The organism is Octadecabacter ascidiaceicola, assembly GCF_900185015.1.
Classification (GTDB): domain Bacteria; phylum Pseudomonadota; class Alphaproteobacteria; order Rhodobacterales; family Rhodobacteraceae; genus Octadecabacter; species Octadecabacter ascidiaceicola.
Genome location: NZ_FXYD01000006.1, coordinates 44,720 through 65,686 on the forward strand (window position 1 = coordinate 44,720; position 20,967 = coordinate 65,686).

Sequence of the window (20,967 nt, forward strand, 5' to 3'; positions counted from 1 at the left end):
ACTGATGTCCGAGCTGAAGATCCAATGTCCCAAATGTTCCAACGAAATTGAGCTGACCGAGCAATTGGCCGGCCCGATGCTTGCCGACCTTCGGTCTTCGTTCAATGACGAGTTGGCAAAGCGCGAGGCGCAGGCGGCCAAGGCTATTCAAGTGGCGACAGCGCAGGCCAAAGAAGCGGGCAGGGTTGCGGCGGTGGCGGACCAAGTGGCGTTGCAGGAACGCGTGAAAGAGCAAGAGGTTAAGCTGCGTGAGGCGCAGGCGGCACAGGCCACCGCGATGAAGCGTGAGCAAGAGCTGAAAGACAAAGAAGCCGAGCTGGAACTGACGGTGCAAAAGAGGGTCGCAGCGGAGCGGGATGCCTTGGCAGAAAAGCTGTCGAAGGACGCCGAGGAAAAAGCCGCGCTGAAAGTTGCTGAGCAAGCGCAGATGATCGACGGGATGAAAAAGCAGATCGAGGCGCTCAAACAAAAATCCGAGCAGGGGTCGATGCAAACGCAAGGCGAAGCGGCAGAGATGGTACTAGAAGAGACTTTGGAACGCGCTTTTCCGATGGACGGTTTTGTGCCCGTCGCCAAGGGTGTGAGCGGCGCGGATGTGCGCCAAGATGTGATGTTGAACGGCGCCGTCGCGGGGCGCATTTTGTGGGAAAGCAAGCGCACGAAGAATTGGACCGCTGGTTGGTTGGCCAAGCTGCGCGATGACCAGCGCGCGTCTGGATGTGAGGTCGCGGTGATTACGTCTGTGGCCCTGCCCGAAGGCGTTGATAGTTTCGGGATTGTTGACGGCATTTGGGTCTGTGCGCCGCGGTATGCCGTGCCGCTGGCAATGTCATTGCGACAGGGGATTCTCGATGTTGCGGGTGCTAAAGGGCGTGCGATGGGGCAGGAGAGTAAGATGGAGATGATCTATGATTATCTTACCGGTACCCAGTTCAAACAGCGCGTTGATGCCATCGTTGAGCGGTTTGAAGACATGCAAGACAACCTGCGCAAAGAACGGTTCTTCATGGAAAAACAATGGGCTGCACGGTCCAAGCAGATTGACGCGGTGATTGCGTCAACCATCGGGATGCATGGTGACCTTCAGGGGATCGCGGGGCGCTCTATGCCGGAAATCGAGAGCCTGGATGCGCTTGCGATCGGGTTTGAGGATGACTAGCCACAGGTTGGCGTCGCTGGACACTCCGCGGTGCTGAACTGGGTCAGGAGGTCGCTGGTCGCCTCAGTATCACCGGTCGGGCCGATGGGCGAGCAGATGTAGTCTATATGTGGCGCGAGTTGTTCGAGGAACGTAGGTTCCCAGCCTTCGCTCACTTCTAACATTTGCTCAGCCGAATATCGCAGGTGATCGACGAAGGCGACGTAGGCCCCACCTTCAGGACTGGCCAGAATGGCGCAGCCGTCAGCGGGTAGTGCGAATGCTGGATTGGCCGTCGCGAGGGCGAGATGAGCGCGGTAAGAGTCCCGCGCGGATTGCGCCCTTTGTAATTCATCTGTAGCGTCGAGTTAGATTTTCACGCCAACGACAGCAATAATCGCGACGAGAGCGGTTACAGTTGCCGCAACTGCTTCGATCTGCGGGGCGTTTCGCGAAAGCCAGCTCATATCGCGGGCATCTGTTGTGTTGCGCAATGGATGCCGCCGCCCATTTCTCCGAGTGGGTCAACATTGAGGGTGATGATCTCACGGCCGGGGTAGTGACGGCGCAGCGCATCTTCGGCGATTGCATCGGTTTCCGCATCGCCAAACTGGGCGGCGATCACCGCGCCATTGCAAACGTAGTAGTTGGCGTAGGAGGCGACAAAGTCGATGCTGTTTACGCGGCGGATTGTTGGTTCTGGGATGACTTCAATTTGCAGGCCTGCGGCCTCCAGTGCGTCGTGGGTATCGAGTGCTGCGACGTGGAAAGGATCCGACATATCGGGATCGTCCGGCAGGTTGATCAGCACGCGATTAGGCCCTGTAAAACGCGCAAGGCTGTCGATGTGGTAATCCGTGATGTCTTCCCCCCAAACGCCATCGGTCCAGATCATTCGGTCGGCCCCATAGGCGCGCAGCAGTCGGGTTTCAATTTCACCGCGAGTCAGGCCTGGATTACGGTTGTCGTTCACCCAAGAGCTTTCATGCGCGAGCAGGAGGCCATGGCCGTCTTGCTCAACTGCGCCAGCTTCACCGCGAAGGCCTGTCGGGATCAATTCAAGACCAAGGCGATTGGCGACTTCGGCTGCGATCTTGCTGTCGCGCGCGTTGACCTGTTTTTCGCCCCAGCCATTGAATTGGATATGGCTCACGGCGAGGCCGCCATTGCCATCGACCAAAAAGATAGGGCCAGCATCACGGCACCAGAGGTCCTCTGTGGGAATGTCCCACAGCTCAACCCCAGACGAAAGCTTGCGCCGTGCGCTTGCGTGATCATCAGGGTGGGCCAGCATGGTGACAGGCTCGAAGTCGGCAATCGCGTTGGCGACATCGGCAATGGTCTGCTGCGCCATTTCGAGGAACAGGGGGTCCGGATGGACACGGCGGTTCACGGGCCATTGCATGAATGTGCGCTGGTGACGGGCTTCCTCGGAGGGAACGAAGTAGCCTGTTTGCGCAGTCAGGGTTGTTGATGTGCCTAACGCGACCATGCCAACGCCCCCTCCAATAAACGATCGTCTCTTCACGATTTACCCTTCAAACCCAGCAGGTACCGCCAGTGGAGTGCGCTCGCCAAGGAAATAGCGTGCCACGTCCGTGTAGTCGAATGCCAATGATATCAGGATGATGACTAACGACGCGGACATGATCCACACCGCGTACTTGGGGAGTAATCCGCTGCGCAGGCGGCTGATGAAATAAATGACCACCGGCGTATAGAATAATACGTGGGGCAGGCCGAGTAGTTTCACGTAGCCCAGCTGTTCGTACATCCATGAAATCGCTGCAAAGCTGAGAAGCCCCGCCGCGATGCCTGCAAGCCCCGCCAAGCGACTAGGTTTCCAAATCAGCAGAACAACGGGCAAGATCATACTACCGAACATCAAGATCGGCAGCCAGATGTTGAGCCACGCAGCTTGGTCGGCCATCGCTTCTTCAAGGGTCATGAGGCGCTCCAAATTGGGTTGTGATGACGGTAATGAGGGAAATGACGCGTATCAAGTGCGCCTGCTTCTGGAAAGTCTGGACCTCAACCCTTAGATTTCACCCAAAGATTGCAGGAGCGGTGCGTGACGAGTGATGAAATTTGGGGTGAAGACCTGTTGAACGTGAGGGCTCGGGGTGAGACGTTCACGAACCTGATTAAATCGATTGATGACAGCAAGGTCATCTCGATTGAGGCGGGGTTTGGCCGCGGGAAGACGTTTTTTAGGGAAGCGTGGGCGAAGCATTTGAAGGCAGAGGGCGAGGTCGTCATCCAGATTGATGCCCAGAAGTCAGACCATTCAGGTGATCCGGTGGTGACGTTTATTGGGGCGTTGGTTGAGGCGTTGGGTCCGAAGGACGAGACGACCGCATCTAAGCTGAAGAAGTCAGGGTTGAAATGGGCTGCTGTTGGTGGACGTGCGGTAGCAGGAGCAGTCATCGGGCGCGCTGTAGATGGAGTGATTGAGGCGGCAGGCCAAGCCGCTGCGGGGGACGAGGACACGTCGGCACCACTAGAGACGCTTGTTGATGGAGTTGGCGATGGTTTATCAAAGGTCGCCAAGCAGCTGATTGCCACACAGATGAAAGCTGAGAAGGCGCGTGCAGAAGAGTTGCCGCAGCAGCTGGACAATCTGCGGTTCGCATTGACTATGAAAGATGGGGAGAATGCGGAAACAAAGGTTAAGCGGGAAAAGAAGAACGGTCCAGATCGCGTTGTTATCCTGATTGATGAGTTAGATCGTTGTCATCCTGACTATGTGATTGCCTTGTTGGAAGCGATGAAACTGGTGTTTGATCGCGCGGGGTATGTTTTTGTCTTGATGGTGAATGCCAAGCATTTGGAGCGGTTGGCGAACCACCGATTTGGTAAGCCGGAGCAGGATGACAAAGACGATGACCATGAGGAGTATCTGGAGAAGTTTGTTGATATTCGCCTGAGCCTCGGGACAACGAAAGAGGTTATTGGAGAAGCGGCGCGGGCTTTGGTTTTGGACAAGCTAGACATTATCGGGGTGCCATTTGGAGAAGGACCCGAGTTCACAGTTGAACGCGCGGCGGAAGTCGCGGCGCAGTTGGCCCCGCTAAGCGGGCTGTCGATGCGTCAAATCGAGCGGGTGTTGTTGAAGGTTGAGGTGGCATTGCGATGTTATCGGAATGTGCCGCTGGATGCGCCGTTGTTGGTTTGGTTGGCGTTTGATGAGGCGACCGATGGAGGAGTCATCTTTGAGAATATTCTGCCACGGGCGGCTCTGTCTTCTCGAATGCTGTCAAGATTTGAAGAACTACAGCAACAAGCAGGGGAAGCAGAGGATTATTACAAAGCACGGACAAGAATTGAGCGCGAGCACCGTGAAGCAATTGGTAAGATCGGAAGCACCTTATTCGATTTAGAACCCGAACGTTACCGAGTGGGCCGGCACGACCTCCGAGAATGGTACAAAGTTTTGGTTGGCCTTAGTCCCTACTTTGTACCTGAACATAAAGCTGTTCTGTCAGCGGCACATATAGTTCAGTTCCACGAAGCCTCAGGCTAACCCGACCCTTGCAAACAACGAGAAACCGCCCTATACGCGCGGCTGTTGATGGGTCGTAGAACGCACAGCTTGAGCAGGGTCGGAGTTTCCGGCCCTCTTTTGTTGTTCTGGGACACCTCAGCGAAACGTAAACTTGAACCCGCCTTTGGTGGGATAACCTAAGTCCGGCGGAAACGATCCCGCGCGGCCAACACAGACCGGAAACAGACGCCACATGGCTCAGAACGTATCAATGGACGAGTTTGAAGCACTCTTGAACGAAAGCTTCGAAATCGACACGCCACAAGAAGGTAGTGTCGTAAAAGGCAAAGTCATCGCAATCGAAGCGGGACAGGCCATCATCGACGTAGGCTACAAAATGGAAGGCCGCGTTGACGTAAAAGAATTCGCAAACCCTGGCGAAGCCCCAGAAATCAATGTTGGCGACGAAGTCGAAGTGTTCCTTCGCTCTTCTGAAAACGCCCGCGGCGAAGCTGTTATCTCTCGTGAGATGGCGCGCCGTGAAGAAGCATGGGATCGCCTTGAGAAAGCATACGCAGACGAAGAGCGCGTTGAAGGCGCAATCTTTGGTCGCGTTAAAGGTGGCTTTACTGTTGATCTGGGCGGCGCTGTTGCGTTCTTGCCAGGGTCCCAAGTTGACGTACGCCCAGTGCGCGACGCTGGCCCATTGATGGGGCTGAAGCAGCCGTTCCAAATCCTCAAGATGGACCGTCGTCGTGGCAACATCGTTGTTTCCCGTCGTGCAATCCTTGAAGAGTCCCGTGCAGAACAGCGCGCAGAAGTTATCGGCAACCTGACTGAAGGTCAGGAAGTTGACGGCGTGGTTAAGAACATCACTGAATACGGTGCGTTCGTTGACCTCGGCGGCGTAGACGGCTTGCTCCACGTCACAGACATGGCATGGCGCCGTGTGAACCACCCATCCGAGATCCTCACAATTGGTGAAACGATCAAGGTTCAGGTGATCAAGATCAACAAAGACACGCACCGTATCTCCCTCGGCATGAAGCAGCTGCAGGAAGATCCATGGGATGCTGTTGCAGCCAAATACGCTTTGGACACAACGCACACTGGTCGCGTCACAAACATCACCGACTACGGCGCATTTGTTGAGCTGGAAGCCGGTGTTGAAGGTCTTGTGCACGTTTCTGAAATGTCTTGGACAAAGAAGAACGTACACCCAGGCAAGATCGTGTCTACTTCGCAAGAAGTTGAAGTCATGGTTCTGGAAATCGACGAGTCCAAGCGCCGCGTATCGCTCGGTCTTAAGCAGACACAGCGTAACCCATGGGAAGTGTTCGCTGAATCACACCCTGAAGGCACCGAAGTTGAAGGCGAAGTCAAAAACATCACCGAATTCGGTCTGTTTGTTGGCCTCGAAGGCGACATCGACGGCATGGTTCACCTCTCTGACCTGACATGGGAAGGCCGCGGCGAAGACGTCATCGGTGATTTCCGCAAAGGTGACATGGTGAACGCTAAGGTTACTGAAGTAGACGTTGAAAAGGAGCGCATCAGCCTCTCTATCAAAGCTATGGACGGTGACCCGTTCCAGGATGCAGTTGGCGGCGTTAAGCGCGGCACAATCGTAACTGTTGAAGTCACGAAGATCGAAGATGGCGGCATCGAAGTTGACTATGAAGGCGCGAAATCCTTCATCCGTCGCTCTGACCTGTCCCGTGACCGTGCCGAGCAGCGCCCTGAGCGTTTCGGCGTTGGCGACAAGATCGATGCACGTGTGACAAACATCGACGCGAAAACACGTCGTTTGGGTCTGTCCATCAAAGCGCGTGAGATTGCTGAAGAAAAAGAAGCAGTCGAGCAGTTCGGTTCTTCTGACTCCGGCGCGTCCTTGGGCGATATCCTTGGCGCAGCTTTGAACAAGGATGACGAATAAGTCGTACTTGCGGTCAGATTTGACTGATTGAAATCTTGAAACCCCGCTGGCGAAAGCTGGCGGGGTTTTGTTTTTACATCGCAACTACCGCTTCGAATCAGTTGTGTGAGACGTCCACCGCAAAGGGTGATCGCCGCAAGTATCCGGTTTCATTTACTGATTTGGCTTGGATTCTGTGCCAATTCTGTGCGTTTGGGGTCTGAATCGCCCTTTGGGGTTCTTCCGCGAACGGATTTTCCATCCTATAGTCTCTGGATAAGAGGTCATCGCGCCATGACCCGCAAAAAATCCGATGGGGGAGAACATCAATATGATCCGTTCCGAATTGACTGATAAGATCGCCGAACAGAATCCGCACCTGTTCCAGCGCGACGTTGAAAAAATTGTTAATACTATTTTTGACCGCATTATTGACGCTATGGCGAATGGTGACCGCGTTGAACTGCGCGGCTTTGGCGCATTTTCAGTTAAGAAACGTGACGCCCGCTTGGGCCGAAACCCGCGCACGGGTGAGGCTGTTCAAGTTGAAGAAAAGCATGTTCCGTTTTTTAAGACCGGCAAGCTCTTGCGGGACCGGTTGAACGGGAAGTAAACTGCTTCCATGAAATATATAAAGTACACTTTCTGGGCTATCGTCGGGACCGCCCTTATCATTGTTGGCATGGCCAATCGTGATATCGTTACGCTTCGCGCAATGCCTGAAGCGTTGGCTGCGCCTCTAGGCATTTCACCTGACATCGAGATGCCGTTGTTTATGGCAATCTTTATCGGTGTTGGCGTGGGTTTGTTGATTGGGTTCCTGTGGGAATGGGTGCGTGAGCATCGGATGCGTGCAGATGCCCGTGCGACGGGTCGTGAACGAGACGCGCTTAAGCGAGAAGTCGACAGCCTGAAAGAGCAGAAGCACGAAGGTAAAGACGAGATCGTCGCGCTGCTTGATAAAGCCAGCTAAAGGCCGATGCCAAACGACATTCGGGTAAAGATTTGCGGGCTGCGAACGGCGGCTGATGTTGATGCGGCAGCGTCTGCTGGTGCGACCTATGTTGGTTTCGTGTTTTTCCCTAAGTCTCCACGCAACATTTCCATTGAAGACGCTGCTGCCCTTGCGGTTGATGTGCCTTTGGGCGTGGCGAAGGTGGCGCTGGTTGTGAATGCGGATGACGCGTTGTTGGATGCAATCACGTCTGCCGTTCCATTGGATATGCTGCAACTTCACGGATCAGAAACGCCTGAACGTGTGGCGGAAGTGAAAGCGCGTTATGGGTTGCCGGTCATGAAGGCCGTTGGAATTGCAGACGCCAGCGATCTGCCGGCGATTGATACCTATGCTGTGGTGGCCGATCAGCTGTTGATTGATGCCAAACCACCCAAAGACGCGCCGCTACCGGGTGGCAACGGACTGGCCTTTGACTGGACCCTGCTTGCTGATCGCAAGTACTGGACCGTTCCTTGGGTGTTGGCAGGCGGTTTGACGCCAGACAACGTTGCGGAGGCTGTGCGCCGCACTGGTGCCACGCAGGTTGATGTATCCAGCGGTGTTGAGGGGACCGTCGGCGTCAAAGATGCGGGGCTGATCCAAGCGTTCGTAAGGGCTGCGAAAAGCCCTTCGGTCCCAAAGCTTTAAGGCGTCATTAACTGTCCTTAGGCTAGAGTGGATTTATGAAACACGCCGTGATTCCAGTCACACCAGCTCAATGGTTCCATCATCTTTTTTCCGCTCGCGCGGCGCGTGAAGGTGGGATCGTTAGGCGAAAGACCCGTGATATGGAGCGGATGGTTGGCCGCAGTGTTTTTGAGCGCGAGATCGCGAGACGCGGGTTTTCTATGGTTGAAAACGCAGGGCAAGTGGTTGTCTTTTGCAATGCGGAACCGGTACGCCTGACGGTAGGGCGGGGCAAATCTTCCTAGAAGATTTGTGGACAGACTTTCGAGGAAAGTCTGTGTTCAGCTTTACCTAATGAAACAGCCACGTTACATCTCGCGCCAGCCCAAGCAAATGGCCGGAGACGCGCGATGAACGATCTTTTCAATTCCTTTATGACTGGCCCTGATGAAAAGGGTCGTTTTGGCGACTTTGGTGGGCGGTTTGTATCCGAGACGCTGATGCCACTGATTCTCGAGCTTGAGGAGCAGTATGAGCACGCAAAGACGGATGAAACCTTCTGGGCTGAGATGAATGACCTGTGGACGCATTATGTGGGCCGCCCGTCGCCGCTGTATTTTGCCGAACGGCTGACCGAACATTTGGGTGGTGCGAAGATTTACCTGAAGCGTGATGAACTGAACCACACGGGCGCGCATAAGATTAATAACGTTTTGGGTCAGATCATTCTGGCACGCCGTATGGGCAAGACACGGATTATTGCGGAGACCGGTGCAGGTCAGCACGGGGTTGCGACGGCAACTGTCTGTGCCAAGTTCGGCTTGAAGTGTGTGGTCTATATGGGTGCGCATGACGTTGAACGCCAAGCGCCGAACGTGTTCCGTATGAGATTGCTTGGCGCCGAGGTTGTTCCTGTGACGTCAGGCCGTGGCACATTAAAGGACGCGATGAATGACGCGTTGCGCGATTGGGTCACCAATGTGCGCGATACGTTCTATTGCATTGGCACCGTTGCTGGGCCGCATCCGTACCCCGCAATGGTACGTGATTTTCAGGCTATCATCGGCAAGGAAACCAAAGAGCAGATGCAAGCCGCCGAAGGCCGTTTGCCTGATACATTGATTGCCGCCATCGGTGGCGGGTCCAATGCGATGGGGCTGTTCTTTCCGTTCCTTGACGACAAGTCCGTCAACATCATCGGGGTTGAAGCCGGCGGCAAAGGCGTGAATGCCAAGATGGAACATTGCGCATCGCTGACAGGTGGTCGCCCAGGCGTGCTGCATGGCAACCGCACCTATCTGTTGCAAGATGACGATGGGCAAATTCTGGAAGGCCACTCGATTTCGGCGGGCCTCGATTATCCGGGGATCGGCCCAGAGCATTCATGGTTGCATGAAATTGGCCGTGCTGAATACGTCGCCATCACCGATGTTGAAGCGCTTGAGGCGTTCCAGCTGTCTTGTGCAATGGAAGGTATCATTCCCGCTTTGGAACCGTCCCATGCCTTGGCGCACGTGATGAAGATCGCACCGACCCTTCCAAAGGATCACCTGTTGGTCATGAACATGTGTGGGCGCGGCGATAAGGATATCTTTACCGTTGCTAAGGCGCTGGGCTTGGATATGTCTGACGGCGCTTAAACGCTTCGTTCAGCCCATCAATTGCGGGCGCATTGCCTGATAGATCACCGCTGTCGCCACGTTTGCGAGGTTCAGAGACCGCACAAGCGGGCTGAGCATTGGTAGGTGGAATACGCGATCGTTGTTCCCGTCTAGAATGGTGGTTGGCAGGCCTGCGGATTCACAGCCAAACACGAGATAGGCGTCCTGTTGGTAGTCGGGTTCGTACAGGCTGTGTTCGCCGTCTTCCTCAAAGAAATACATGCTGTCGCGTGGCGGATTACGTTCTGTTATGAAGGTTTCCCAATCGTCGTATTCGCTCAGGGTGACGTGTTTCCAATAGTCCGTTCCGGCGCGTTTCACGGCCTTTTCGTCCAGCGAAAATCCGTATGGCTTAATCAGGATCAGCTCTAGTTCCAGCGCAACACAGGTGCGCCCGATGGCCCCTGTGTTGTACGGAATTTCAGGGGTCACGAGGACGATCTTCAGGCGCGGTTCAGACATCGGCGTCGTGCTTTTGCAAAACGTCGAGCGGTACGATTTCAAGCGCGCGCTGATGGGTTGCAGCTAGATTGACCTTCGGTGCGCAGCCCTCATCAGCGGCTTGCAGGAACCGTGCGGCGCACAGGCACCAGCCATCGCCTGCGTTCAGCCCTGCGAACCCGTATTCAGGGCGCGGGGTGGACAGATCGTTGCCGACATATTTGGAATAGGCGAGGAACTCTGCCGTCATCACCGCACAAACAGTGTGGCTGCCTTCATCGGCGGCGCAAGTGTCGCACGCACCGTTGCGGAAGTACCCAGTCACCGGATCCATTGAGCAGGTTTGCAAGGCGCCGCCCAGCACATTAAGAGAGGGGTCTTTTTCCATCAGTCCAAGCTTCCTGCGATGAGGCGGAACATATCGACGTTGCTATCGTCGACGCCTTCGTTTCGAAAACCCCTGTCGGCGGAATTGACGGCAATGACAACCCCGCGCGGGCGGTCAATGTAGATATATTGGCCGTAGATGCCGCGGGCCATGAATTGACCTTCCGTGGCGCCGATAGGAACCCACCATTGATAACCGTAACCGTATTGGTCGGGCGTTGTATTGGCGCTGGGCGCTGTGCTTTCGATGATCCAGTCTTCAGACACGATGCGCGTGCCAAAAGAAATGCCGCCATTGGCGATCATATGGCCGAACAGCGCGTAGTCATGGGTCGTAAGGTTCAGCCCACCAAGAACAAACGCGATGCCGTACCCATCCGTGAGGTAGTAGGGCGTGGCCGTTGGGCGAAGTGGAGTGATGACCTTCTCACTGAGCAGATCAGGAATGCTGCGTCCCGTTGCGCCGCGGATCACCATGCCGATGATGTGGGTGTCGATGGAGACGTACTGCCATGTCTCACCGGCAGGGGCAAAGGTTGCGTCTAACCCTTCGGCAAAACCGTCCATTGATTGGCCAAGCGCCAAGACGCGGCCCATTTTGTTGATGTCGCTCCAGAAATCTAAATAGTCTTCGTCAAATTCCACGCCAGACGACATCTGCAAGACATTGCGGATGGTTGCGCCGTCGTAGGCTGTACCCGCAAGCGTCGGCGCGTACTGTGTGACCGGCGCGTCCAGATCTGGGATTGTGCCGTCTTCGTGCAGGATACCCATAAGTACAGAAAGGAACGACTTGGCGACCGACCAACTGATGCGGCGTGACGAGGCGGGGTCATCTTCGCCCACCGCGGTTAGCGGATAGTCCTCATACCGAATGACGCCGTTTTGCAGCACGACAATGCCAGTGACCGCGCGGTCATCTGCCCAAGTGGTGTAGCCTGCAGGCATCTCCATGGTCGCGCCAGGTGCCAGCTCGTTAGATGTTGTGCCTTCGGCCGGAACTGCCACGGTTTCAAACATCGTGTCCATCTGCGTGAAATTCTCGACGATGCGATCTTCGCTGAACAAAGAATTCACAGCCATCAGACGCCCAAGTTTTTCACGCTGGGAAGCGGCGATGATTGCGATGAGCACGGCACTCAACAGGATCCCGCGCAGTAGCCATTTTAGAAAGGTTCTCATATCTAGCTTTCGATTGTTAGCGGGGGTCTTGGGGGTTTCGAAACGGGTAAGTTACCTGAATTTGTCAGCGAGTTTTTGCAGCGCGCTGCGCGTGTCTTCAGCAGGCTTCTCTGGTGCTGGCTCAACCTGTTTTTGGTCTGGCTTTCGCTTGGTACCTGTTGACGGGCGGGGAGGATTTACGCGCAGTGCCACGGCATTGAGAAATTTCGGCCCTTCGTCGTCCGCCAGATGTGCGGCTCCATCAGAAATGCCCCGCAACACATCGTCGAGCCAGTTTTGATCTGCCTTGGCAAAGTCGCTTAGTACATATCCGGAAACACGGTCTTTATGGCCCGGATGTCCGACGCCAAGGCGAACGCGGTCATAATGGGGACTGATGTGTTGATGGATGGAGCGCAGCCCATTGTGGCCCGCATGCCCACCGCCAGACTTTAGCCGGACCTTGGCAGGCGCGAGATCGAGTTCATCGTGGAACACAACGACATCTGTGCTGTCGAGTTTGTAAAACCGCATGGCTTCACCAACGGATTGCCCCGACAAGTTCATAAAAGTTTCCGGTTTCAGAAGCAGAACTTTTTCCCGCCCTAGGCGACCTTCGGTGATTTGACCCTGAAACTTGGATCGCCATGGCGCAAATCCATGATCAGATCCAATCTGATCCAGCGCCATAAAGCCAATGTTATGACGATTTTGCGCATATTTCGCGCCGGGATTTCCAAGGCCAACAAAGAGTTTCATGCGTTCTCTATATCGGCCATTGCGCGCCAGTCCTAGCCCGCCACGGTCCATAAAATTGTTCTAAATTGAAATGTGCTCGGTAACGTATTGTTTAAGAGTTTTTTGCAAAAAATACCCGAAAAGAAGGTATCCAATGTTCAACAATCCTCCCAATGCCTCCGTTTTGGCCCCCAGCCTGGTTCCCGGGGTTGATGACATTATCATGCATTCTTTATCGTTTATGCGGAGCCATCTTGAGATGGATGTTGCGTATGTTTCTGAGTTCGTCGGCGACGATGTTATCTTTAGGGATGTTTGTGCGCCCGGATACGAAAACAGTATTAAAGTTGGGGGGAGACAGCCACTTGCTGAAACCTATTGCAACTATGTCGTTAGTGGCCAGCTGCCAGAATTGATACCAGACACGAAGTTGCATCCGTTCACCGCAGGTCTTGAGGTTACACATACGTTTCCGGTGGGCAGCTATGTTGGCGTCCCGATTTTGCGTGATGACGGTTCGGTTTACGGAATGTTTTGCAGTTTTGGCAAAGTTGCCCGACCCACGCTGAACAATCGTGATCTTGAAGTTGCGCGCGCGTTTGCCTCGCTTGCTGGGGATCAGGTGAATGCGAGGTTGAAATTTGCATCTACGGCGCTTCAAAAACTGAACACAATCAGGGACGTCTTAGAGGCAGAGCTGTTTGAGATCGCTTTGCAACCCATTCTCCGCTTAAAAGATCAGGGGACGGCTGGATATGAGGCGTTGTGCAGGTTCTCACCGCAACCCTATCGACCGCCTGACCAGTGGTTTGATGATGCCGCCGAGGTTGGATTGCAGGTGGCGTTGGAATTGTTCGTGATCGAAGTGGCGCTAAAAGTCCTGCCGCAGTTGCCGGCGTCTTGTTACTTGGCTGTGAATACATCGCCCGCGACCTTGGCCACGGGAAAACTGTCCGCGCTTATCGAAGCGGCAGGCGGAAGCCGGGTCGTTGTTGAGATCACAGAGCACGCTGCAATTGAAGATATCGACGTTTTGCTGATGGAAATTGACAAGCTGCGCGAACACGGTGCTCGTATCGCCGTGGATGATGCCGGTGCAGGGTATTCGGGGCTACAGCAAATCATTCGATTGCGTCCAGACGTAATTAAGCTGGATATGTCGCTCACCCATGATGTCGACAAGGATCTGGCGCGGCGGGCGCTCGCGTCTGCGATGGTTCAGTTCGCGCGGGATACAAATGCACACGTTGTTGCCGAAGGAATCGAAACCGAAGCAGAGATGCGGACGCTCAAAAACCTTGGTGTCGAGATGGGGCAGGGGTTTCACCTTGGGCGCCCTACGCTATCGTCAGATGTGTTGAAACTCGTTCGGTCCGCTTAGGTTTTGTCTAACGTGATCACCCAAACAAAAAGGGCGCGCCAAATGGCACGCCCTTCAAATTAATTAAGATCGAAGGCTTATTCTTCGGATGCTTCTGTAGTCGCTGGAACTTCGTCCGCTGCAACGTCTTCGCCGGCTTCGTCTTCATCATCAGCAGATGTCAGAGCTGCAGGTGCCTGCAGGTTCGCAATAACGAAGTCACGGTCAATTGTTGGCTTGGAGCCAGCAGGCAGCGTGATGTTTGAAATCGTGATGGTGTCGCCGATTTCGAGACCTGCCAGATCAACTGTCAGTGTTTCAGGAATATCACCCGCAGTAACGATCAGTTCGACTTCGTTACGAACTGGTACCAAGATGCCGCCTTGCTTGATCGCAGGGCATTCGTCTTCGTTAATGAATTCAACACCGATGAACAGGTTGATCTTCGATGTGCGCTTAAGGCGCATGAAGTCGAGGTGCGTTGGCAAATCTTTGACAACGTGGCGCTGAACATTACGGCAGATAACGCGGACGTCGTCGTGGCCTTCAACTTTCAGGTTGAAAAGCGTGGACAAGAAACGGCCAGCTTTCAGCTTTTTGAACAGAACGTTGAATGGAACGTTGATCGCGATTGGGTCTTCACCGCCACCGTAAACAACGCCCGGTACAAGACCGTCACGGCGTGCTTGGCGCGCAGCGCCTTTACCTGTGTCAGTGCGGAGTGTTGCTTCAAAATCTGGAACTTGGCCAGCCATGTTAGTATCCTTTCAATTCGCGCGTCGCCTAATTCTGTTGACGACCCACTTTTCCATGTCAGGAACCGCAATGGCTCCCAGTGAAGTCGCGCGTATAGGGCACGAATCCCTTTTTGGAAAGACGTTTTTGCAGTGTGGTCCTGTTAGGCCCACTTCCCTGAGAAATCTTCGGGGATCAGCAAAATATCTTTGTCGACTTCTGAAATGTCGCGGTGGCCACATAGCGCCATGGTAAGGTCCAATTCCTTGTGGATGACTTCTAGGGCCTTGGTTACGCCGGCCTCACCCATCGCGCCCAAACCATTGACGAAAGCGCGGCCGATGTATGTGCCCTTTGCGCCAAGCGCGATAGCTTTAAGCACGTCCTGACCGGATCGAATGCCGCTGTCGAAATGCACGTCAATACGATCCCCGACAGCGTCTACGATCTGTTCCAGCATACGGATCGATGACAGTGCGCCGTCCAACTGGCGTCCGCCGTGGTTAGACACGATAATCGCATCAGCACCCAAATCGGCGGCCTTTTTCGCGTCTTCGACGTCAAGAATGCCCTTCAGGATGACAGGCCCATCCCACATTTTCATCAATTCGGCGACGCGGTTCCAATCCAGCGACTGGTCAAACGCCTGAGCGGTCCATTCCGACAGCGAGGACGGATCAGTGACGCCTTTTGCGTGACCCACGATATTGCCGAAAAAACGGCGTTTGGTTTGCAGCATTTGCAGCCCCCACGTCCATTTCGTCGCGAGGTCGAGCATCGTCGGAATTGTGAACTTCGGCGGCGCGGTCAGCCCGTTCTTAAGGTCTTTGTGTCGTTGCCCGAGGATTTGAAGGTCTAGGGTGATCACAATGGCAGAACATTTAGCCGCCTTCGCGCGCTCAAAGAGACGCTTCATAAAGTCGTCGTCCTTGATCGTATAAACCTGAAACCAGAACGGTTTGTCTGTGTTTTCGGCGACATCTTCGATGGAACAGATCGACATGGTCGACAGGGTGAATGGCACGCCGAATTTTTCAGCGGCTTTTGCGGCCTTTATCTCGCCGTCAGCACATTGCATTCCTGTTAGTCCGACAGGGGCGAGGGCGACAGGCATTGAAACGTCTTGGCCGATCATTTGGCTAGCCGTGGTGCGATCGGTCATATCCATGGCAACCCGTTGGCGCAGGCGGATTTTGTCAAAGTCGGACGTGTTTTCGCGGAATGTCTGTTCTGTCCATGATCCGCTTTCAGCGTAGTCATAAAACATCTTGGGCGTGCGACGTTTGTGGATGCGTTTCAGGTCGTCAATGGTGGTGATAACAGGCATATCGCGAACTTTCGGCTGTATTGGTTAGGTTCTCTTACCAATTTGTCGATTTGGGCACAAGCCTAGCGCGACGGACACAATTCATTTCAAATGAATTGTCGCAAACTCTTAATAAGAGTTTGGCGCCCTGTTAGGCCGAGTGTGCGCCGTCTGAAAGTGTTTTCACGAAGGCCAGCACATCTTCCACGGACTCATCCGCAGCTATTTTTTCAACGATGGCCGACCCGACGACAGTGCCATCAGCGACACCGGCGATGTCTTTGGCTGTGTCCGGTGTGCGCACCCCGAACCCAACAATTACGGGCAGGTCGGTTGATGCTTTGATACGCGCGACTTCTGGTGCGACGTCGCTGGCCTGTGCCGCAGCAGCGCCTGTCGTTCCCGTTACGGAAACGTAATAGACAAAGCCGGACGTGTTCTGGAGAACCTTTGGCAGGCGCTTTTCATCCGTTGTCGGCGTTGCAAGGCGAATGAAATTAAGGCCAGCAGCTTGGGCTGGAATGCAGAGCTCTTCGTCTTCCTCAGGTGGCAGATCAACGATGATCAGCCCGTCGATGCCTGCTGCCTTTGCTTGTTCCAAGAATTTATCGACGCCACGGGAATAGATCGGGTTGTAGTAGCCCATAAGAACAATCGGGGTCGTGTCGTCAGTTTTGCGAAGCTCGGCAGCGATCGAAAGCGTTTGATCGAGGGTCATGCCACCATCAAGGGCGCGCTGGCCTGCCAGTTGAATGGTTGCGCCATCTGCCATTGGGTCCGTAAAGGGAAGGCCAAGTTCGATGATGTCGACACCGGCGCCAGGCAACCCTTTGACGATTTCCAGCGATTTCGCATAGTCCGGATCACCCGCCATAACATAGGCAACGAACGCCTTTTTTTTGGCGGCGCGAAGCTCTGCGAATTTGGCGTCAATACGTGTCATCGGAGTGTCCTTTTCAGCGGTCTATGCGGTTTGGCGCAGGCGCGGGCGAAAATCAATGCCTCAAATGCTTGCGGGCGGGCCTCTTGCGGCCTAGAAGCCAACAAACATTAAGCAGGAGCGCCGTCATGGGTTTTAAAATGGGTATCGTAGGCATGCCAAACGTGGGTAAATCCACGTTGTTTAACGCGTTGACGCGGACTGCCGCTGCACAGGCTGCAAACTTTCCGTTTTGTACGATTGAACCCAATGTGGGTGAGGTCGCTGTGCCGGACGCGCGCCTTGATAAGCTGGCCGAGATTGCGAGTTCAAAGTCCATTATCCCGACGCGCATGACGTTTGTGGATATTGCGGGCCTCGTAAAAGGCGCGTCCAAGGGCGAAGGTCTGGGCAACCAATTCCTTGCCAACATCCGCGAAACCGACGCAATCGCCCATGTGTTGCGTTGTTTCGAAGATGGGGATGTAACCCATGTCGACGGTCGCGTTGACCCCGTTGCGGACGCAGAAACGATTGAAACAGAACTGATGCTGGCCGATCTGGAAAGCATCGAAAAGCGGCTGCAAAACCTTGTGCGCAAGGTGAAGGGCGGCGACAAAGACGCTGTTCAGCAGGTGCGTTTGCTCGAAGAAGCCAAAGCCGCGCTTGAAAACGGCAAGCCTGCACGCACAATCGAGGTCGATGATGATGACCTTAAGGCATGGAATATGCTGCAACTTTTGACGACGAAGCCCGTTTTGTATGTGTGTAACGTAGGCGAATCTGAAGCCTCTGACGGCAACTCCCATTCTGCCGCCGTTGCCGAAATGGCCGCCAATCAGGGCAATAGCCACGTCATCATTTCCGCCCAGATCGAAGAAGAAATCAGCCAGCTTGAAGATGACGAAGCCGCCATGTTCCTTGAGGAGATGGGCCTGCATGAGGCTGGTTTGGACCGTCTTATCAAAGCAGGCTACGCGCTACTGCACCTCGAAACCTATTTCACCGTAGGCCCAAAAGAGGCCCGCGCGTGGACGGTTCCGGCCGAAACCAAAGCCCCGCAAGCGGCTGGCGTGATCCACGGTGACTTCGAAAAAGGCTTCATCCGCGCCGAGACGATCGCCTATGAAGACTTCGTAACTTTGGGCGGTGAACAGGCTGCAAAAGAAGCCGGTAAAATGCGTGCTGAAGGTAAAGGTTATGTCGTCAAAGACGGCGATGTCCTGCACTTCTTGTTCAACACCTAAAATTTTGGGTGAATTCACCCTTGCCCCTCAATTGCCAGACCGCTATTGCGGTCAGCGGAGACGTGGCCGAGTGGTCGAAGGCGCTCCCCTGCTAAGGCAAATTTTCACCTTTAATTTACCTTACATAACAAGCGCTTATGCAGCTTCTATCTAAGCATGTGTCACTTTCGTGCCGCAACTATTGACCACTTTTTCTCAATAAGCCAACTGATCGATTTTTTGGTTTATGCCCATGAATAACACCTTAAGTTGAATCGATGGCTGCCGTTTACTCTCTGCGGATGTTGAAATATCAGTATCCGCAATTGCAAGTTTGAGGGTATGTTTTGAAGAAGTGTGGACTAAAACGTCGCCGCTGGTTTGAGCTTCGAGCAACAAACCAGATAAAGAGAGTGACGCGAAAAAATGGTCAATCTGAACCTCAGGAACGCATGCCGAATGGTGCCGTTGAGCAGAGGCGGCGTGGAAACTATCATAACAGCATTGTAAGCATTTGGCAGGGAGGTGTGGAGGAAACCGCAGTATGCAGGCAGCAACCTCGGGCCGCACCGGAAAACCTTTGCTTCAAGACGAACAGAGTTGAGACCATTAGTTTCTTTGACAAAATTCGAAAGAGCTTCAGTAGATCGATAAGTAAGAAAAAGGGTGGGTTCGTATATCGGCGTACCGCAAATTCAATACCCAAGATTTCTGGCTATTTTGATTTCTCAAAAATCGAGAAGATTTCGATGGCGTCTGCAGTGGTCCTCGCTGCTGATTATGAAAGGTTGAAGCATTTTCTCAATGAAGTGCCTCCGACGATTAATTTGAGGAGATGGAACCCGGTTGTTGTTACGAAACTTAACCAGATGGGTTTTTTCAATATTTTGGGGCACCAACCCGATGAAAACTTGCTAATCCAAGATGGTGACTTCCTATTGATGCGGATCTTGAGGTCAGTGAATAGCGCAAATCTGAGCCAAGTCGATGATGCGCTAATGGAGCTCGGTGCATTTGTTTCTGATGACGAAAGTGCAATCGACGAGAAGGTTACGCATACGCTATCAATTGTAAGCGAAGTAATGGCAAATGTAACGCAACATGCGTATAGGAACGAAGTCGATTTCACATACAATCACCTAAGCAGTTTTTGGGTTTCCGCAGAGGCGAACCGAGCAGAGAAAACACTACGGATTGTGTTGTACGATCAAGGTGCCACGATACCTGTTACCTATCCAATTCTGGACAGGACGAAGCGCGTAACCCGGTTCCTCGAACGAGTACTGAGGCGGGCGCCCAAATTTGACTATGAAGATGATGGCACCTATATCAGGGCTGCACTCCGTTACGGCGGGTCGCGAACAGATTTGGATTATCGGGGTAAAGGGTTTCCACAGATGATCCAGCTTTTGGGTACTCTTGGTGGTGGTGAACTTATGGTTCTAAGTCGCGGTGGATGGTGCGCACGGGCAAGTAACGGAAAAGTAACTTCCGGTTCTTATCCCTGTTCTATCGGCGGAACTTTGGTCGAATGGAAGATAGAATTATAGCAAATGGATACAGATGTAATGACCATTGATATAGCTGCTCAATTCTCCCGTCACCCATCGGGGCGTGTCGAAGCCGATGGACCTGACAACGGAGAGCGTTTTCGAAATGAGTTATTGGCTCCTGTGCTGCTAAAAGCTCTGGACCGTGGCGAAAATCAAAAAGTGGTCGTGGACATAGACGGCTGTCGTTCCTTTGGATCATCTTTTCTAGAAGAGGCATTCGGGGGGTTGTCCCGTCTGCCCTCATTTCCGTTTGCGGAAGCTTTAGAAATCTTGAGTATTCGTTCTGCTAAACCGCATCTACAGATCTATAGAGACGCCATTCTAGAGTATTTGGCAGATGCCAAGACACAAACTGCCTAGAGTTGACGTAGGTAATGTCTGATAGGTTGATAATTGCTCTGGTTGGAGCGGCAATTGGCTGGGTGTTATCATGGCATAGATTCCGTGTTGCAGAGAATGCCAACTTAATTAGTGACCACATTGCGGATATGGAACGGCTCGCGGACGCCCTCCGCATTCATTGGACAACGTCATTCGCAGACACGGATGTGAGTGAACATAAGAGTGAGATAGCAAAGGTAAGGGCGCTATACACCTCGATTCCGTCATTTTACGGCGTAGCTGAGTTGACGCTGGGCACTGAGCGTTTTCGCCAATACCAAATGCATCAGTTGAAACTGCTCAAGGTAGGCCTAGGAGGAGATTTTGACAGCCTGAACCGTGACTTGTCGGAGGCTACTGCAGTGGACTCTCAACATATTGCTTGGGATATTATTCAAAACCTGCGGACAGCGCGTCGAGAGCAATATAGCTTACGCGCGATTTACCGATCGATGTTTTTGAGCAGGAAAGCTCCTCGTAAGCAACATTCTTAGTGCTATTAGCAGTTCAATGTTCCTGCTCCTTTTTCTCAAATTTTGAGGGCGCTCCCTTGGAAAGGGAGCGCCCTCATTTACATAAGAATATGAATCCTTTTGCAAATTCTGCGAAGTGGCCGGATCCTTGTGTCAATTTCGTGCCAATCCACAATTCAGAAAGTCGCAAAACAGCTTATTTTCTGCCAAAAAGCCAAGGCCTCCGATGAAAACCAACGAAAACCAATGAAAACAAAAGGTTGCGTGTTTTGCAAAATTAGCAGTTTAAAATGCTTGTTTCTCCGATGGTTAGCTCATAGAACCGCCAGCGGAGACGTGGCCGAGTGGTCGAAGGCGCTCCCCTGCTAAGGGAGTAGGCGGTAACCCGTCTCGAGGGTTCGAATCCCTTCGTCTCCGCCACCGCGCCTCATTAACTTATTGATTTTATTGGTAAATTTTACAATT

20 protein-coding genes and 1 tRNA gene are annotated in these 20,967 nt (G+C 53.5%); 12 read left to right on the plus strand and 9 right to left on the minus strand.

Annotated elements, in window-relative coordinates:
* Window positions 1–4 precede the first annotated feature (4 nt).
* On the plus strand, window positions 5–1,159 hold the full coding sequence (locus OCA8868_RS15410; protein ID WP_093997483.1) for a DUF2130 domain-containing protein: 1,155 nt from the start codon (window positions 5–7) through the stop codon (window positions 1,157–1,159).
* A 442-nt stretch (window positions 1,160–1,601) separates the two neighbouring features.
* Here OCA8868_RS15410 and OCA8868_RS15415 read toward each other — a convergent pair whose 3' ends face one another.
* Window positions 1,602–2,666, minus strand: a complete 1,065-nt coding sequence (locus tag OCA8868_RS15415; protein ID WP_093997484.1) for an agmatine deiminase family protein — start codon at window positions 2,664–2,666, stop codon at window positions 1,602–1,604.
* A 3-nt stretch (window positions 2,667–2,669) separates the two neighbouring features.
* Window positions 2,670–3,086 carry a hypothetical protein gene (locus OCA8868_RS15420; protein WP_093997485.1) on the minus strand — a complete coding sequence of 139 codons (417 nt, stop codon included), beginning with the start codon at window positions 3,084–3,086 and terminating at the stop codon, window positions 2,670–2,672.
* A gap of 123 nt (window positions 3,087–3,209) precedes the next feature.
* Here OCA8868_RS15420 and OCA8868_RS15425 point away from each other — a divergent pair, with 123 nt between their 5' ends.
* From OCA8868_RS15425 to trpB, 6 genes are all read left to right on the plus strand, one after another.
* Window positions 3,210–4,661 carry a KAP family P-loop NTPase fold protein gene (locus OCA8868_RS15425; RefSeq protein WP_179214877.1) on the plus strand — a complete coding sequence of 484 codons (1,452 nt, stop codon included), beginning with the start codon at window positions 3,210–3,212 and terminating at the stop codon, window positions 4,659–4,661.
* Between the two features lie 214 nt (window positions 4,662–4,875).
* Window positions 4,876–6,558, plus strand: coding sequence for a 30S ribosomal protein S1 (rpsA, locus tag OCA8868_RS15430; protein ID WP_093997487.1), 1,683 nt, complete (start codon window positions 4,876–4,878; stop codon window positions 6,556–6,558).
* A 310-nt stretch (window positions 6,559–6,868) separates the two neighbouring features.
* On the plus strand, window positions 6,869–7,150 hold the full coding sequence (ihfB, locus tag OCA8868_RS15435) for an integration host factor subunit beta (protein ID WP_093997592.1): 282 nt from the start codon (window positions 6,869–6,871) through the stop codon (window positions 7,148–7,150).
* A 9-nt stretch (window positions 7,151–7,159) separates the two neighbouring features.
* Window positions 7,160–7,510, plus strand: coding sequence for a LapA family protein (locus tag OCA8868_RS15440; protein ID WP_093997488.1), 351 nt, complete (start codon window positions 7,160–7,162; stop codon window positions 7,508–7,510).
* Between the two features lie 6 nt (window positions 7,511–7,516).
* Window positions 7,517–8,182: a phosphoribosylanthranilate isomerase gene (locus OCA8868_RS15445; protein ID WP_093997489.1), complete on the plus strand. Its 666-nt coding sequence runs from the start codon at window positions 7,517–7,519 to the stop codon at window positions 8,180–8,182.
* Between the two features lie 389 nt (window positions 8,183–8,571).
* Window positions 8,572–9,801 carry a tryptophan synthase subunit beta gene (gene trpB, locus OCA8868_RS15455; protein ID WP_093997491.1) on the plus strand — a complete coding sequence of 410 codons (1,230 nt, stop codon included), beginning with the start codon at window positions 8,572–8,574 and terminating at the stop codon, window positions 9,799–9,801.
* A 9-nt stretch (window positions 9,802–9,810) separates the two neighbouring features.
* Here trpB and OCA8868_RS15460 read toward each other — a convergent pair whose 3' ends face one another.
* From OCA8868_RS15460 to pth, 4 genes are read right to left on the minus strand one after another with little or no spacing between them, the layout of a single operon-like run.
* Window positions 9,811–10,284, minus strand: coding sequence for a tRNA (cytidine(34)-2'-O)-methyltransferase (locus tag OCA8868_RS15460; RefSeq protein WP_093997492.1), 474 nt, complete (start codon window positions 10,282–10,284; stop codon window positions 9,811–9,813).
* On the minus strand, window positions 10,277–10,651 hold the full coding sequence (locus tag OCA8868_RS15465) for a DUF2237 family protein (RefSeq protein ID WP_093997493.1): 375 nt from the start codon (window positions 10,649–10,651) through the stop codon (window positions 10,277–10,279). Before OCA8868_RS15465 ends, OCA8868_RS15460 begins: the two co-directional genes overlap by 8 nt.
* Complete coding sequence (locus OCA8868_RS15470) at window positions 10,651–11,832, minus strand: serine hydrolase domain-containing protein (protein WP_093997494.1); 1,182 nt, start codon at window positions 11,830–11,832, stop codon at window positions 10,651–10,653. Before OCA8868_RS15470 ends, OCA8868_RS15465 begins: the two co-directional genes overlap by 1 nt.
* Before the next feature lie 51 nt (window positions 11,833–11,883).
* Window positions 11,884–12,570 (minus strand): aminoacyl-tRNA hydrolase, encoded by a 687-nt coding sequence (gene pth / locus OCA8868_RS15475; RefSeq protein ID WP_093997593.1) that lies wholly within the window; start codon window positions 12,568–12,570, stop codon window positions 11,884–11,886.
* A gap of 133 nt (window positions 12,571–12,703) precedes the next feature.
* Between pth and OCA8868_RS15480 the strand changes: the two genes are divergently transcribed.
* Complete coding sequence (locus OCA8868_RS15480) at window positions 12,704–13,930, plus strand: sensor domain-containing phosphodiesterase (protein WP_093997495.1); 1,227 nt, start codon at window positions 12,704–12,706, stop codon at window positions 13,928–13,930.
* Window positions 13,931–14,007: 77 nt separating this feature from the next.
* Here the strand turns inward: OCA8868_RS15480 and OCA8868_RS15485 are convergent, their stop codons facing one another.
* The 3 genes from OCA8868_RS15485 to trpA all read right to left on the minus strand — a co-directional run bounded on the left by OCA8868_RS15485 (window position 14,008) and on the right by trpA (window position 16,893).
* Entirely contained in the window at window positions 14,008–14,664 is a 657-nt protein-coding gene (locus tag OCA8868_RS15485) for a 50S ribosomal protein L25/general stress protein Ctc (RefSeq protein ID WP_093997496.1), read from the minus strand.
* A gap of 143 nt (window positions 14,665–14,807) precedes the next feature.
* On the minus strand, window positions 14,808–15,971 hold the full coding sequence (locus OCA8868_RS15490) for an alpha-hydroxy acid oxidase (protein ID WP_093997497.1): 1,164 nt from the start codon (window positions 15,969–15,971) through the stop codon (window positions 14,808–14,810).
* A gap of 130 nt (window positions 15,972–16,101) precedes the next feature.
* Window positions 16,102–16,893 carry a tryptophan synthase subunit alpha gene (gene trpA / locus OCA8868_RS15495; protein ID WP_093997498.1) on the minus strand — a complete coding sequence of 264 codons (792 nt, stop codon included), beginning with the start codon at window positions 16,891–16,893 and terminating at the stop codon, window positions 16,102–16,104.
* A 125-nt stretch (window positions 16,894–17,018) separates the two neighbouring features.
* Here trpA and ychF point away from each other — a divergent pair, with 125 nt between their 5' ends.
* From ychF to OCA8868_RS15520, 4 genes are all read left to right on the plus strand, one after another.
* Complete coding sequence (gene ychF / locus OCA8868_RS15500) at window positions 17,019–18,116, plus strand: redox-regulated ATPase YchF (RefSeq protein ID WP_093997499.1); 1,098 nt, start codon at window positions 17,019–17,021, stop codon at window positions 18,114–18,116.
* A 326-nt stretch (window positions 18,117–18,442) separates the two neighbouring features.
* Window positions 18,443–19,645 carry a hypothetical protein gene (locus OCA8868_RS15505; protein WP_143849661.1) on the plus strand — a complete coding sequence of 401 codons (1,203 nt, stop codon included), beginning with the start codon at window positions 18,443–18,445 and terminating at the stop codon, window positions 19,643–19,645.
* Between the two features lie 3 nt (window positions 19,646–19,648).
* The gene (locus OCA8868_RS15510) at window positions 19,649–20,008 is read left to right on the plus strand and encodes an STAS-like domain-containing protein (protein WP_093997501.1); all 360 of its coding nucleotides are present in this window, start codon (window positions 19,649–19,651) and stop codon (window positions 20,006–20,008) included.
* 824 nt (window positions 20,009–20,832) lie between these two features.
* Window positions 20,833–20,922, plus strand: a tRNA-Ser gene (locus OCA8868_RS15520).
* Window positions 20,923–20,967: the final 45 nt, after the last annotated feature.

What these genes read in the sequence shown, in the direction of transcription:
- OCA8868_RS15410 (WP_093997483.1), top strand. Translation starts at nt 5, where the DNA reads ATGTCCGAGCTGAAGATCCAATGTCCCAAATGTTCCAACGAAATTGAG.
- OCA8868_RS15420 (WP_093997485.1), bottom strand. Translation starts at nt 3,086, where the DNA reads ATGACCCTTGAAGAAGCGATGGCCGACCAAGCTGCGTGGCTCAACATC.
- rpsA (WP_093997487.1), top strand. Translation starts at nt 4,876, where the DNA reads ATGGCTCAGAACGTATCAATGGACGAGTTTGAAGCACTCTTGAACGAA.
- ihfB (WP_093997592.1), top strand. Translation starts at nt 6,869, where the DNA reads ATGATCCGTTCCGAATTGACTGATAAGATCGCCGAACAGAATCCGCAC.
- OCA8868_RS15440 (WP_093997488.1), top strand. Translation starts at nt 7,160, where the DNA reads ATGAAATATATAAAGTACACTTTCTGGGCTATCGTCGGGACCGCCCTT.
- OCA8868_RS15445 (WP_093997489.1), top strand. Translation starts at nt 7,517, where the DNA reads ATGCCAAACGACATTCGGGTAAAGATTTGCGGGCTGCGAACGGCGGCT.
- trpB (WP_093997491.1), top strand. Translation starts at nt 8,572, where the DNA reads ATGAACGATCTTTTCAATTCCTTTATGACTGGCCCTGATGAAAAGGGT.
- OCA8868_RS15460 (WP_093997492.1), bottom strand. Translation starts at nt 10,284, where the DNA reads ATGTCTGAACCGCGCCTGAAGATCGTCCTCGTGACCCCTGAAATTCCG.
- OCA8868_RS15465 (WP_093997493.1), bottom strand. Translation starts at nt 10,651, where the DNA reads ATGGAAAAAGACCCCTCTCTTAATGTGCTGGGCGGCGCCTTGCAAACC.
- OCA8868_RS15470 (WP_093997494.1), bottom strand. Translation starts at nt 11,832, where the DNA reads ATGAGAACCTTTCTAAAATGGCTACTGCGCGGGATCCTGTTGAGTGCC.
- pth (WP_093997593.1), bottom strand. Translation starts at nt 12,570, where the DNA reads ATGAAACTCTTTGTTGGCCTTGGAAATCCCGGCGCGAAATATGCGCAA.
- OCA8868_RS15480 (WP_093997495.1), top strand. Translation starts at nt 12,704, where the DNA reads ATGTTCAACAATCCTCCCAATGCCTCCGTTTTGGCCCCCAGCCTGGTT.
- OCA8868_RS15485 (WP_093997496.1), bottom strand. Translation starts at nt 14,664, where the DNA reads ATGGCTGGCCAAGTTCCAGATTTTGAAGCAACACTCCGCACTGACACA.
- OCA8868_RS15490 (WP_093997497.1), bottom strand. Translation starts at nt 15,971, where the DNA reads ATGCCTGTTATCACCACCATTGACGACCTGAAACGCATCCACAAACGT.
- trpA (WP_093997498.1), bottom strand. Translation starts at nt 16,893, where the DNA reads ATGACACGTATTGACGCCAAATTCGCAGAGCTTCGCGCCGCCAAAAAA.
- ychF (WP_093997499.1), top strand. Translation starts at nt 17,019, where the DNA reads ATGGGTTTTAAAATGGGTATCGTAGGCATGCCAAACGTGGGTAAATCC.
- OCA8868_RS15510 (WP_093997501.1), top strand. Translation starts at nt 19,649, where the DNA reads ATGGATACAGATGTAATGACCATTGATATAGCTGCTCAATTCTCCCGT.